The following is a 12300-nucleotide window of genomic DNA, read 5'->3' on the forward strand; positions in this document are numbered from 1 at the left end:
AATTTACAGTAGTGTATAAGTTGTGCATTACTGGCAATGGGTTCATTTTCAGAATGCTGCGCATAACTCAAGGTGTTATCATACAGGGGCAAGTGTAGATGCAGGTCAGCCGCCTTAAGATCGATAATTTCCGGGGAATCAAGGCCGCTGAGCTTGATTTTGATGGGCATACGCTCCTTGTTGGGGGCAATAATATTGGCAAATCGACAATCTGCGAAGCCCTGGAGCTTGCTCTTGGCCCTGATCGTCAGAGCCGCTTCCCCGTCGTCGAAGAGTTCGACTTCTACAATGCAGGCTATCTCGACGAGAACGAGGAGTCTGTCGAAATCCGCATCGAGGTCCTGCTCACGGACGTGACCCCCGCCGTCGAGAAGGCGTGCGCGAACTATCTTGAGCGCTGGAACCCGGCGACGCGGACAATCCTGGGTCAGGGGGAACTGGCTCAGGTCGATGGTGCCGGTCTCGTCTGGTGTCTGCGCCTGCTGACCATCGCCCGATACAACAAGGAAGAGGACGAGTTCGAGGCGGCAACACATTATGCGAAAGCCTACGACGCTGAAGACGAGGGCGACAGCCGGGTCTCGCGAATCATCAAACGGTCCTTCGGCTTTCTCTACCTCCGCGCCCTCCGTACCGGGTCGCGGGCGCTCAGTCTAGAACGCGGCTCCCTTCTTGATGTGATCCTTCGCATTCAGAGCCTCCAGACCGGTATCTGGGAACACGTCCGTCGCCGCCTCGAAACTCTGGACCCTCCGATCGAGAAGGGAGCGGCAAAGCTTACGCCCGTGCTCCAAACCATCGAAGCGCGCCTTGCCGAATATATCTCCATTGCCAACCCTGGATCGGCAACCCGTTTATTTGTATCGCAACTCACACGGGAGCACCTCCGAAAGACGCTGAGCTTCTTCATCTCCGTCACTGAAGATCAGAAGCCGGTACCCTTTCAGGATGTCGGTACCGGCACACTCAATACATTGGTACTGGCTCTGCTCAGTTTCATTGCCGAGCTTAAAGAAGAGAACGTGATTTTTGCGATGGAGGAGCCGGAGATTGCACTGGCGCCCCACACGCAGCGGCGGATTGCGACGTACCTGCTGACGAAGACGACCCAGTGCTTCGTCACATCCCACTCGCCGTATGTCATCGAGACCTTCGATCCAGACCGTATTCTCATCCTACGCCGCGACAATGCGGCGACCGTCACGGGCAAGCGTGTCACGCTCGGCGAGGACGTGAAAGCCAAGACCTATCGCCGCTACATCCGCCGCGGCTTTGCTGAAGCCATGCTCGGACGCGGTGTCATCGTGGCTGAGGGCATGACGGAACAGTTCGCCCTTCAGGCGGTTGCCGAAAAGCTCGAAGCGGCCGACGACAACCGTTATCCGCTCGACCTGTCCGGTGTCACCATCATCACCACTGATGGCGACGGCAGCATCGCGGAGTTCGGTCGCTTCTTCGTTTCCCTTGATCTGCCTACTTTCGCATTCTTCGACAACAAGGCCCGCCCGCAAAAGGAGAAGGATGCCCTAGCACAAGCCAGCTTCCAAATCCTGAACGAGATTGCCTATGCCGGCATGGAGGACCTGCTTGCGGCTGAAGTGCCGCTCGGTCATCAGTGGACATATCTTGAGCATGTTCGGGACACGGGCATTGCGCCCAAGATACTTCTTCCAGCTGCGCGTCCAGAGGACGACAAGGTACGAGAGTTCACGCGTCAGGTATTGAAGGACGGGAAAGGCTGGGGGCGTGCAGCCGATTTGATCGAGCGCTGTGCGGTCGACGAACTTCCGCCGAGCATCGTCGGGTTTCTTGATCAAATCTATGCGCTGTTTCCGCGCCCGCAGGTGCCGGACATTGTGGAGCCGAATGACGATCCGGCGGAGGAAGGTTTGGAAGTGGCGGACGATGACGCGGCTATGCCCGCGGCCCCAGCCGTCCCTGCCCCCGAGGCGGGTGCATGACCTTCGTCACCTGTCCCGACCGCGACCGCATTCTTGGCGCCGATGGACACGTTCTTGTCACGGGCGGACCCGGTTGCGGCAAGACGACCGTTGCGCTCCGCAAGGCGTTATTGCGGATCGGCGCAGGCTTGCTGCCGGGGCAGAAGGTGTTGTTCCTGAGCTTCTCGCGTGCGGCAGTGGCGCGCATCGCGCAGGCCGCCCGCAAGGATCTGCCGAAAGAGTCCCGTCGGCATCTCGACATCCAAACCTTTCATTCTTTCTGTTGGCAGATTGTGCGGGGGCATGGATATCTCCTCGGCGCCGCATCCCCGGTTTGCCTGCTTCCGCCACACGACGAGCGGGCGTTGCGCAGCGGTGCCAGGGACGATGACCCGGCCTGGGATGCAGAGCGGGAACGCCTGTTTCTGGAGGAGGGGCGCCTTGCCTTCGACCTTTTTGCGCCGAAGGCACTCACGTTGCTTCATGGCAGCGCAGCGCACAGGAAGCTGGTTGCGGATCGCTATCCACTCATCATCGTGGACGAGGCGCAGGACACCGGCACGGAACAATGGGCCTGTATGGAAGCTCTCGCTGGCCTTACGCAACTGGTCTGTCTCGCCGACCTCGACCAGCAGATTTATGACTTTAGACGCGATGTAAGCCCGGAACGCCTCAAACAGATTATGGCGGCACTCGCGCCTTTGGAGGTGGACCTTGGCGTTCAGAACAACCGCAGTCCCGGCGCCGAGATCGTGAAGTTCGGGAATGACATCTTCGCGCAAACACCTCGCGGCTCCGCATACAACGGTGTTAGCCAATTGTCTTTCCGTCCGGATGCCGCCTTGCGCGACCGCGCCATTCGCACCGCCGTTGGCATGTTGTGGAAGAAGATCACCGACGCCACAGGTTCACCCCCAGAGAGCATTGGCTACCTGACAAACTGGGGGAAGGGGGTAACGATCATAGCGCGCGCCCTTCAGGGCGGAGACGGCGTTCAAGAAATCCCCCATCGTGTCGTCATGGACGAAGCCGAGGTGCTCCTTGCTACGCGCGTCGTTGCGCTGTGTCTGGAACCGGTTGAAGACGTGTGGGTGACTTTGGCCGCCGGTCTCGACCTTATTGCCGAACTCTACCGCGCTCGCGGGAACATCAAGAAAGCCAATCAGCTCAGTGCAAATGCCGCTGACGCTCGGGCGGAGCGGGTGCGCGGAAATGCGAAATGTCCGCGCTCACTGAAAGATATTCTGGAGCAGTTGAAAGCCAATCCGCTGAGTGGGAATCCCGGACAGGACTGGCTCTCGGTCCGGCGCCTCTTTGAAGCTAGTGACACCGCGGAGCTTGAGTTTGTCGCGCGCAAAGTCATCTATCTGATGGGGTTCAATCGAGGTCGGCGTATCTCGGATGCGCTGGCAGAAGTATGGCAGCGGCGTGGTTCCTACGAGGGTGCTCGCGTACTCATGGAAGCGGCGATTACGGAAGATCAGATCATGGGCAGCGACGGTGACCTGACCGGGATCAACGTCATGACCATGCACAAGTCTAAGGGCAAGGAGTTCGATGGCGTTATCATTCTGCACTTGGGAAACAGTATGTCGCCCCTGTCGCCGGATAATGAAGCGGCACCGCATTTGAAGAGTCGACGCTTGCTACGGGTGGGCATTACCCGTGCGAAGGATCATGTCCTTATGCTGACGGATGCTTACAGCCCGTCGCCGTTGTTGGTGGGACACAGTCTGAATCGCAATCTGGAGGAAACAAAGGGCGAAACATGACCGAAGCCAAGGGAATCTTACATATCATCCGCGGGCGAATTTATGAGTTGGCTGAAAATGCTGCATCGATGTTTCGAAAGAGCGTTTTACCCATCTACGGAAGTACCCCAAATGGTCAGCCGGTAAACATCGAGTCCTGTATTGCTATTGAGTTTTCGGTCACCGCAAAGCCGAATGGTGATCGAGGAGCGGATCGTTTTGATTTCGCGCTCGGAAAGCTCTCAGAGAGCGACGTTCAGGCAGTGTCAGGTTTGGTGAGTGCCAAGGGCTACGCCTTAAAGAAAGCCCGTGTGCCAATCTTCGGCTGTGAAGCCGTGGCAAAAGCTGCTCAAGATCTGGTTGAAGCATATAATGCACCCAAAGAAGAATATGATGCCATTGTGCAACAGCTCATCAATAGGATGAGAAAAGATCTAACCGGGATCAATTCCAAATAAGGGAGAAAATAATGTCTGAGCCATTCGACAATCTGGAAGAGCAAGAACGTCTCATGGAGGAAATGCTGGACAGTGATTTGCGGGCACCTTTAAGAGCCGGCATTGAACATTACGTCCGGCATCTTGCTGGACTGGACTACCCTCACCTAGAAAAAGCTTTTTGGGACGATGTGAGAAATGAATTCCATAAGGCCACTGTGAAGCATTTCGGTGAGCAAGAAATTGCAAAGTACAAAGGAAAATAAGGGACGCAGAAATGGCACGTCGGTTGGATGATAAGCACGAGATAGAGTTTCGTAATCGAGAGAACTTGGGACGTGAGTACCAGGTGACAGGTGAGATCCTGAAAATAGGAACAGGCGGACTCATTCATACTGTGAGAGGCACTGGGCGCGATCAGAAGAAAGCCGAAGACAGCGCCTATCAACAGGCAAAGGATTACATCCTTTTTCTTGATGACGAATGAGTCAACTTCACATCAAGGAACAATAGTATGGCAGTAGAGTACAATTTCCATGTTCGCTTCCTGCATAGCTGGTCAATAAAGCAGACTCAGGACTGTAACGGACTTGCCCAACTACGGGAGTGGCATCCAAAGTTCATGTGGGACGTGAATGATAAGCGCTTAATTCATGCCGATCTGACTAATGAGCAAGCAATGGCATTGAAGCTCAATGATCTGGAAGTGGAGCCATATCCAGAGACAACGGGCCCTGTCCGGCATTCCAAATAAGGGAAATCGAGATTGTGCCGGTTATCCAGATCGCATTCCCATCATCAATGAACCAGCGCGATATTGAAGCCAGTCCGACTTGGTTGGCCATAAAAGATCTGAATCTTGCAATCACACCAACCCTTGCGCATCCACAACGCAGCTTAGTGTCAGGGAGCGACGAACAGATAACATACGTCGAATTAGCAGCAGGTTGGACGACCGTTAAGATTGAGGTAGTTTCCAAATAAGGGACATGTGAGGAAGCCGATAATGGAGCCAATCAAACATACCTTAACTAGACCGGCTCCCTATGCGCTGGGTATTTGGGGGGGCCTGTGGCTTCCGGATATCGATTTGGCGTTGCTGTCTATTCTTCATCATAGATCAATTATCACGCATTCAATCCTTATCCCTTGGCTGCTTTTTGTAATACTCAAGAACCGCGTGCCTTTTTGCGGCATTGCCGGTCTTTATGCAGGTATTGCTATTCATTTGGCTGCCGATTGTTTGTCCGCGACTGTTGGTTTCGGGATGATTTGGACGCCGTGGCCATTCAAAGCGTCACTGGGGCCAGCTTCACCGATCTGGATCGTGGTCAATGCCGCACTGGGTATTTGGTTATCATTGAAACTGACACCAGAGAAAAAGATCTGGCTCGTTACAGGGATGTGTTTGGTGGCATTGGGTTATTCTGTGCTAAACGAGATGGCAATGTTGCCCTTCATCACCTTTGGCCTGATCTTTTCTGTCGTGTTCTTCATCCGCTATAAAATGATGAGAAAACAGGCCATCGATAAAACGTCGGCGAGTTGAACCGTCGTAAGGATCAATTCCATCAAATAAGGGACAAAGAATGTAACTGGCTGTCAAGGCTGTGTATCCAGACCTAAAAGCTCGGCCTCTACATAGTTCTTTGCAATTCTTGACTGCATAATGGGGAGAGTAAGATTGATGGATATGCCATATGAAGATGGAGATTACGTTGTCTTCCCTGAGGAGGCGCTGAAATATCTTCCTGAGAAATGGCAAGACCACATCCATAGCCTCAAGGAAGAAGGAAAGGCCGTTCTCGATATCGCAGACAAGGATCTTCAGAACCTGTTGCGTCTGGTGCATGCATTTCCATCAACTGTCACTCTTCGTTACATCCTATCACGGCTCCGCTCTCTGTCATTTGAACCCTCACTCGATTGGGTGTTGGAGAACGATACGCTAATCCTAGCCTTTGTAACGACCTATGCTCGACTTGTTGAAGGAGGTATAGCGAGTGGGATTTCGCGCGGAAAACTGCCAAATCATCTTCGTACCGTCCATGACGAAGTAATGGAACTGCGGCACAAGCGTTATGCACACAATGCTGGACACAATTCACTTGGCGGAAGCCTTGACGTTCAATTTGACAGTCAAAAATTTGAAGTCGGGATAAAATACATGATTGGCTTTCAGGTGGGAGGGGCCTTGGAATGGGATCCCCTTGTTGATGCCATCGAAGAGTTGATGTTTGATCGATTGGAAAAGCAACTGCACAGATTGGGTAAGAAAACCGGCCGTAAATGGCAGTTGAAGAAACAATCGGCCGAAGAGAGTGGTGAGTGGTTTTTTCCAAAGAACCCATCATCAAAAAAGCCCCCGCAGGGTCTCTGACATTATTTAAAAGATCCGTATTGGTACCTTAACAAAGTATCAGATTCCAATTAAGGGATGAATCTGGCAGACGCAGAACAGCAATCGGCAGCTGGGCGTCAATGGTTGGGGCAATCATTCTTGCGCGCGCAATTGATGACCCAGAGTTTTCAAATGAAGTACTGGAACAGACCCGGGAATGGATTAAAGCTGGAACGGTGGAATGCGTGCCTAACGAATTAGATAGCTGATCAATTGATAAGAACTTTGATGAAAAAATTTACAATTCGGGTTGCTATTGCAAGCCTTATGATTGTCGCGGAGGGTTAAATACAAGCAGACCTTGACAAGACGTCTCGCCGCAAAAAAAAATCTCGACATAAGGTGCGAGAAGAGCGAGTTCACCTCATTCACTTGGACTTACTCGGCCCGTTCTGGATTGATGCGTCGCGCTTCCAGTTTTGTTCGTCAGTTCACAATAATGGCGGTCGCTTTTCATCAGGGTGGTTCGGTGTCAGTACTAGGAAAGTTTTCCGGTCTGATCTTTAGTGGCACAAAATGTGATTTCACGGAGATAATTGCGATCTGGTAGCAATTAATCTGATCTCGTTCGCAGGTAATGTGATTTTGCTAAATCATTTAGTTTGATCCGGAAGAGCGCAATAAGTGCAATCCGCTATGCATAGTGCATGAAGTCCAACACCACTGTCTGTTCGTTCTCGTCCCAGATGGCATGAATGCTCAGTCTGCCGATGTTTTGGCGAAGCTAGATCACCGCTTCCTGGTTACGAAACCAGATCCGCTATTTAACAATTGTATTGCTCAGACTGCCTGAGAAATACAGTTTCCAGTATCAAATCGTAACGCTGGGAAAGTATAATGACACTGTCGTGCCTGCTTCTCTTTCCGATATAATTTTGCAATCTCCACCGGATTGCTTTGCGAAACCATAAACCATGCTCAAACCAAGACCGCTACCTTTCCCGACATCTTTGGTTGTGAAAAATGGTTCGAAAGCATTCTTGATCACCTCTGGGCTCATGCCTGTGCCGGTATCTGAAACGGAAATCGAAACATAATGACCGGGTAACATATCTGTATTATCCGAAATATCGCTCGCATCAAGGCAGGTTTCGGAAGTTTCAATTACAAGCTTTCCACCATCGGGCATGGCATCCCGTGCATTGATGACAAGATTGAGTAAAGCTGATTCAAGCTGTGACGGATCTATTTCTGCTCGAAATACGTCTCTGGTGTGAACGATTTCAATAGAAATGTTTGCGCTTAATGTTCGTCTGAACAAGTTTGCCATGTCGTCGATATGTTCAACCACGTTGATCAGGCGAGGAGCAAGTGTTTGTCGTCTTGCGAAGGCAAGCAAACGGTTGGTCATTTCGGCGCCACGCTCGGCTGCGGTCATCGTCATTTCTGCAAGTTTGCGTAGTTCGGGCGATGGAACACTTTCGGCAAGCATTTCGGCATTGCCGATAATCACGGTAAGAAGATTATTAAAATCGTGCGCCACACCACCAGTAAGCTGACCTATCGACTCAAGTTTCTGTGATTGTTGCAAGCGTCGGTCCATCTCGCGCTGGTCCGTAACGTCAATCATGCTCCCCAACATTCGGATAGCTTTTCCTTGCTGATCACGAATGATAAATCCTCGGTCAACAACTTCGCGCACCGAGCCATTTGCATGCATAAAACGATATTCCGAAAACCAGTTATTGCTTATTGCCTGAATGGTTTCATGAATACTTGAAACAACGCGGTCAGTATCATCAGGATGAATGTGATCCGTCCATGATGCTGATCCAGATGGCATCAGGTCCGGGTCATAGCCAAAAAGAGTTTTGGTCGCTTCATTCCACCAGACCGTATCGTTGACCAGATCCCAGTCCCAGATGACATCATTGGTCGCGCGGGACACCAGTCGGAACCGCTCTTCGCTGATTCTCAGTTCCTCCTCTGCGCGTTTCCGCTCCGTCACATCACGGAAATAAACTGCAATCCCTTCCGGAGTGGGAAATGCACTGATATCGAAAATTTTGCCAAGCGGTTCATATTCTGCCGTAAAACGGGTGGTTTTGTTGTTTGAAACAGCTTTCTCGTATTCGTCTTGAAAAATTGACCCAACCGCAGCCGGGAATTCCTGCCAAACATTTTTGCCCAACAAATCGTGTCGGGATCTTTCCAAAACAATTTCAGCCTGACTGTTCAGATAGCTAAAGCACCAGTCACGGTTTAAAGTGAAGAAGGCATCGTTGATATGCTCGAGTGTTTCGACCAGTTGTCGGGAAAGCTGGTCGGTTTTTTCCTGTGTTTCGATAAATTCGGATATGTCCTGAAAGGCACCCTGAACGGCAATAATCCTTCCTTCTTCATCTTTTTCAGGTTCACCAATCGCTCGGACCCATATCCGTTTTCCTTTTGCGGTTATAAGGCGAGCGATCTCGTCAAAAGGTATTCCCCTTTCAAGGCAGTCGTCGAAAACCGTTTTGATAACTGTTTGATATTCCGTAGTGTAATAGGAGATTGCTTTCGCAAGGGTAGGAGAGAAACTATCTTTTTCTCCGTGGATGCGCGCAGTTTGCGCACTCCACGTCACGGTCAATGGTGTTATTGTCACCCGCCAGCCACCAAATTTAGCTGCTTCTCCAGCTATACGCAGCAGACTGACTGCTTGGGACAGGTTTTCCTCTCGGGCAATGATCTCACTTAGATCCTGTACAACACCGGTCAGCTTTTTACCCGCCGATCCCTGCGTAATCTCACCAATTCCTCGGAGATGGACGATTTTACCGTCAGGACGCAAAATACGATGCCGGAAAATGAAATGCGTCTGATCGGATTGCTTGAATCTTTGATAATTTCCAAGAAATTCTGCCCGGTCATCTGGATGAACTAGTGCCAGATAACTATCGAAATCGTGACCAAACTGATCAGGGGAAACGCCATACATGTCGTAAACATCATCAGACCACGACAATCTTCCCGTCACGAAATCGAGCTTCCATATACCGAGACCAAGCAACCTTTGTGCTGTTCGCAAATTGGCTTCATGTTCATTGAGGCGGCTATTGGCAATCTGCAGTTCACGGGCGCGAAGTTTGACGTCAAGCGTTACATCATTGCGATCCTCTTGCAATCGACGCATGGCTTGGGATTTTTGCGGAGCAATATCTGATGAAGTTTCCCCGTACTGGGCCACAATGTCGGTAACATCCTCAACCCAGTGAATGATGAGGCTAAGATGTCCATCCGGTCCGCGAACGGGTGTATTCACTGTGCTCCAGTAACGCTCTTCGAAACCTCCCCCCAGAGACTCCGGACGCGGAATGGGGTAGCGCTGCACGGCCATAACATCGGCCTGCATGCTGCTTTTCACCCGTTCCAGTGAAGCACAAAGCTTTCGTACCCCATCTGCATCATCCGGGGCTGCAGGAAACGCTTCGAAAAGATGTTTACCACGAAGCTCTTCGCGGCGTGACATTGTGGATTCAAGATATGAGTCACTGACGGCTGCAATTTTATAATTTTCCGGCTCCAGAACAAGAAAACGTCCAGGCACTGCCTCAAACAGCGAGCGGAAATAGTTGGCTGCTTCTTCCGCTGACTTACGCGCCTTGTTCTCTCGACGTAAAAGCTCCTCACGCTCCTGCTCAAGTTGGGCAAGACGGGTAACATCGCGAATAGACGCAAGAACAGCCTTCTTCTCGCAATATTCAAGGGTATGCCAGCGAATGTCGGCAACCATCACTGTACCGTTTTTGCGCAACAGATTCCAACGTCCCCCCACCTGAAAACCATCACGTATATTTTCAAGAGCGGTGAAAAGACGAGGAATATCCTCCTTCGGACGAAGGTCGGTTATGGTCTGAGCGAGAAATTCTTCCTTGCTAAAGCCAAATTCTTGTTCGGCAACACTGTTTACAGCAAGGAATTGAAGGGTATCGAGTTCGAACACCCACATGGGATCAGGATGATTGTCAAAAAAAATCTGCCGGGAAAAATCCATCTGGTCCCCTTAGTCTTACTCATTCCCGGGCGGTTGGACTGTCCCGAGTTTCTCCTTTGAAAGACCTTTTTTGTCGGCTATCTGCCCAGCAAAGTTTCTATTTCCTTAATCAGCATAGTAATGCGAAATGGCTTGGCCATGGTGGACGTTGCTCCGAGCTGTTTTGCAATACCCAGAAACTCCATATTGTGTGTCCGCCCTCCACCTGAAACGGCGATGATCGGAATTTTTGCATCTTTTTTTCGAATTTCCTGAATGGCGTTCAAGCCATTTGTGTCGGGCATGATGATGTCAGTTATGACAATATCTGGTTTTGCTCGGGAAAATTTCTCCAGTCCTTGCGCGCCATTTGCAGCCGATACAACGGTAAATCCATTCGCGCGCAAACCTTCCGTAACGGTCTGGCGAACCATCGTATCATCATCAATGAACAGAACTTTTAAGGCCATAATGTTGTCCGTTTTTGTATGGTCTGCATCTGGATCAATATTGTTTCATATTAGCGCAGCTGAAGAAAATCTTCCCATCCCATGGTAATGACTTTTCCTGGAATTTTTCTTGTTTCGCCTATATTTTTGCCGCTTAGGTAGTTGATACCTGCCGCAGCCGAAGCAATAGCCAGGCTGGTGTTGTTTACATTCAACAGATAGGTCCGCAAGCGTGCCGTGGATGCAAGCCCGGCAAGATGATCGATTTTTTTCATCACATCGCCTTCAGACTTTCTGACATCCATAAGGTCAACCCCAACGCCAAAAAGATTGCAGTCCGAATAAGCCTGCAAAGATTTGGTCTCAAGAGGTATCCGACATGTGATCGCGCGGAACAGCGAGCTCAGAAATGATGCGAATTCAGCTATACGCACTGCAGGAACGCCGATTGGTAAGTGAACCAATTCTACAATAAAAAAGCGCCGTAACTCTGCAGGCAATTTTGCCGCAGCATCAATATAGGCTCGTCTGAGATCGGAACGTGAAATTGTTTCATAATGAATTGTAATATTGCACGCAAAAACAAAACCATTATCCATCACTTTAGACAAGGTTTGAGCCGCAGAGCGCAACGCTGCTATATCAATATCAACAAAACTCTCAGGAGCTTCGACTATCCCTAAAACGTTATAGCCTTCGGCCATATAACTTGCCGACATCATGCGTGTGGCTATGCAGCGGTAAGTCGTTATGGTTTTTCGTTGCACATCCCAAATCGGGCGGTAGATAAATTTAACGGGGTGCTGCGTGGGGGCTTTGATATCGTCATCAGGTAGATCGTCGTGATCAATAAGGACCGAACCCTGATATTTGCCTCCGGGTGCTTTCTGCGTTGCATCGGAAAGTGCTTCGGCAAGATTGATGTCCTTGAATAGCAACTCCCCATCTACCTGTTGAACGGCGGATTTTATGATAATTTTACTTGTATCGGGCGAACCCAGAATAAACTGGTGAACTTCTTCGACAACCTTTCCGACCAGAAGCTGAGCAGCTTCATTTGACATGCTTGAAAAAACGACAAGAAATTCTTCTTCGCCATATCTGAAAAAAACATCGTAAGGAGTAAGGTGGGCCTGTAGTTTTTTCTCGGTAAAATTGAAAACCCGGTCACGCACGGCTTCCCAGCGGTCCCCCAATTCCTCGCGAAGATTGTCAAAACCGACCATATGAATGCGTCCGGCTTCCACCAATTTTGATTTGGTCAGGATAGCATTCAGCTTGGTTTTGATATTCACAAATGAGTTAGGGTTATCGTACATGTTGCTCCCGCAAATACAGTGGTGGCCGGGTAAGGCTTCAACCCGTGT

The 12300-nt window shown here is 50.4% G+C and carries 10 protein-coding genes; 7 read left to right on the top strand and 3 right to left on the bottom strand.

Translation table 11 applies throughout. From position 1 onward, the window contains the following. Nucleotides 1–98 precede the first annotated feature (98 nt). The 7 genes from LG297_RS00860 to LG297_RS00890 all read left to right on the top strand — a co-directional run bounded on the left by LG297_RS00860 (nt 99) and on the right by LG297_RS00890 (nt 6508). Complete coding sequence (locus LG297_RS00860; RefSeq protein ID WP_404424192.1) at nt 99–1961, top strand: ATP-dependent nuclease; 1863 nt, start codon at nt 99–101, stop codon at nt 1959–1961. Beyond that, nucleotides 1958–3712, top strand: a complete 1755-nt coding sequence (locus LG297_RS00865; RefSeq protein ID WP_404424194.1) for a UvrD-helicase domain-containing protein — start codon at nt 1958–1960, stop codon at nt 3710–3712. The genes LG297_RS00860 and LG297_RS00865 overlap by 4 nt, the downstream gene beginning before the upstream one ends. Then, on the top strand, nt 3709–4149 hold the full coding sequence (locus LG297_RS00870) for a hypothetical protein (protein WP_404424196.1): 441 nt from the start codon (nt 3709–3711) through the stop codon (nt 4147–4149). The genes LG297_RS00865 and LG297_RS00870 overlap by 4 nt, the downstream gene beginning before the upstream one ends. Nucleotides 4150–4160: 11 nt before the next feature. Continuing rightward, nucleotides 4161–4394 carry a hypothetical protein gene (locus tag LG297_RS00875; protein ID WP_404424198.1) on the top strand — a complete coding sequence of 78 codons (234 nt, stop codon included), beginning with the start codon at nt 4161–4163 and terminating at the stop codon, nt 4392–4394. 11 nt (nt 4395–4405) lie between these two features. Then, nucleotides 4406–4615, top strand: a complete 210-nt coding sequence (locus LG297_RS00880; RefSeq protein ID WP_404424200.1) for a hypothetical protein — start codon at nt 4406–4408, stop codon at nt 4613–4615. 519 nt (nt 4616–5134) lie between these two features. Beyond that, nucleotides 5135–5677, top strand: a complete 543-nt coding sequence (locus LG297_RS00885) for a hypothetical protein (protein ID WP_404424202.1) — start codon at nt 5135–5137, stop codon at nt 5675–5677. A 138-nt stretch (nt 5678–5815) separates the two neighbouring features. Beyond that, on the top strand, nt 5816–6508 hold the full coding sequence (locus tag LG297_RS00890) for a hypothetical protein (RefSeq protein WP_404424204.1): 693 nt from the start codon (nt 5816–5818) through the stop codon (nt 6506–6508). A gap of 832 nt (nt 6509–7340) precedes the next feature. Here LG297_RS00890 and LG297_RS00895 read toward each other — a convergent pair. From LG297_RS00895 to LG297_RS00905, 3 genes are all read right to left on the bottom strand, one after another. Beyond that, entirely contained in the window at nt 7341–10505 is a 3165-nt protein-coding gene (locus LG297_RS00895) for a PAS domain-containing protein (protein WP_404424206.1), read from the bottom strand. Nucleotides 10506–10582: 77 nt separating this feature from the next. Further along, the gene (locus LG297_RS00900; protein ID WP_404424208.1) at nt 10583–10954 is read right to left on the bottom strand and encodes a response regulator; all 372 of its coding nucleotides are present in this window, start codon (nt 10952–10954) and stop codon (nt 10583–10585) included. A gap of 50 nt (nt 10955–11004) precedes the next feature. Continuing rightward, nucleotides 11005–12252, bottom strand: a complete 1248-nt coding sequence (locus LG297_RS00905) for a diguanylate cyclase domain-containing protein (RefSeq protein ID WP_404424210.1) — start codon at nt 12250–12252, stop codon at nt 11005–11007. Nucleotides 12253–12300: the final 48 nt, after the last annotated feature.

Origin of the sequence: Thalassospira australica (genome assembly GCF_044790785.1) — a bacterium.
Classification (GTDB): Bacteria; Pseudomonadota; Alphaproteobacteria; order Rhodospirillales; family Thalassospiraceae; genus Thalassospira; species Thalassospira australica_A.

What these genes read in the sequence shown, in the direction of transcription:
- LG297_RS00860 (WP_404424192.1), top strand. Translation starts at nt 99, where the DNA reads ATGCAGGTCAGCCGCCTTAAGATCGATAATTTCCGGGGAATCAAGGCC.
- LG297_RS00865 (WP_404424194.1), top strand. Translation starts at nt 1,958, where the DNA reads ATGACCTTCGTCACCTGTCCCGACCGCGACCGCATTCTTGGCGCCGAT.
- LG297_RS00870 (WP_404424196.1), top strand. Translation starts at nt 3,709, where the DNA reads ATGACCGAAGCCAAGGGAATCTTACATATCATCCGCGGGCGAATTTAT.
- LG297_RS00875 (WP_404424198.1), top strand. Translation starts at nt 4,161, where the DNA reads ATGTCTGAGCCATTCGACAATCTGGAAGAGCAAGAACGTCTCATGGAG.
- LG297_RS00880 (WP_404424200.1), top strand. Translation starts at nt 4,406, where the DNA reads ATGGCACGTCGGTTGGATGATAAGCACGAGATAGAGTTTCGTAATCGA.
- LG297_RS00885 (WP_404424202.1), top strand. Translation starts at nt 5,135, where the DNA reads ATGGAGCCAATCAAACATACCTTAACTAGACCGGCTCCCTATGCGCTG.
- LG297_RS00890 (WP_404424204.1), top strand. Translation starts at nt 5,816, where the DNA reads ATGGATATGCCATATGAAGATGGAGATTACGTTGTCTTCCCTGAGGAG.
- LG297_RS00895 (WP_404424206.1), bottom strand. Translation starts at nt 10,505, where the DNA reads ATGGATTTTTCCCGGCAGATTTTTTTTGACAATCATCCTGATCCCATG.
- LG297_RS00900 (WP_404424208.1), bottom strand. Translation starts at nt 10,954, where the DNA reads ATGGCCTTAAAAGTTCTGTTCATTGATGATGATACGATGGTTCGCCAG.
- LG297_RS00905 (WP_404424210.1), bottom strand. Translation starts at nt 12,252, where the DNA reads ATGTACGATAACCCTAACTCATTTGTGAATATCAAAACCAAGCTGAAT.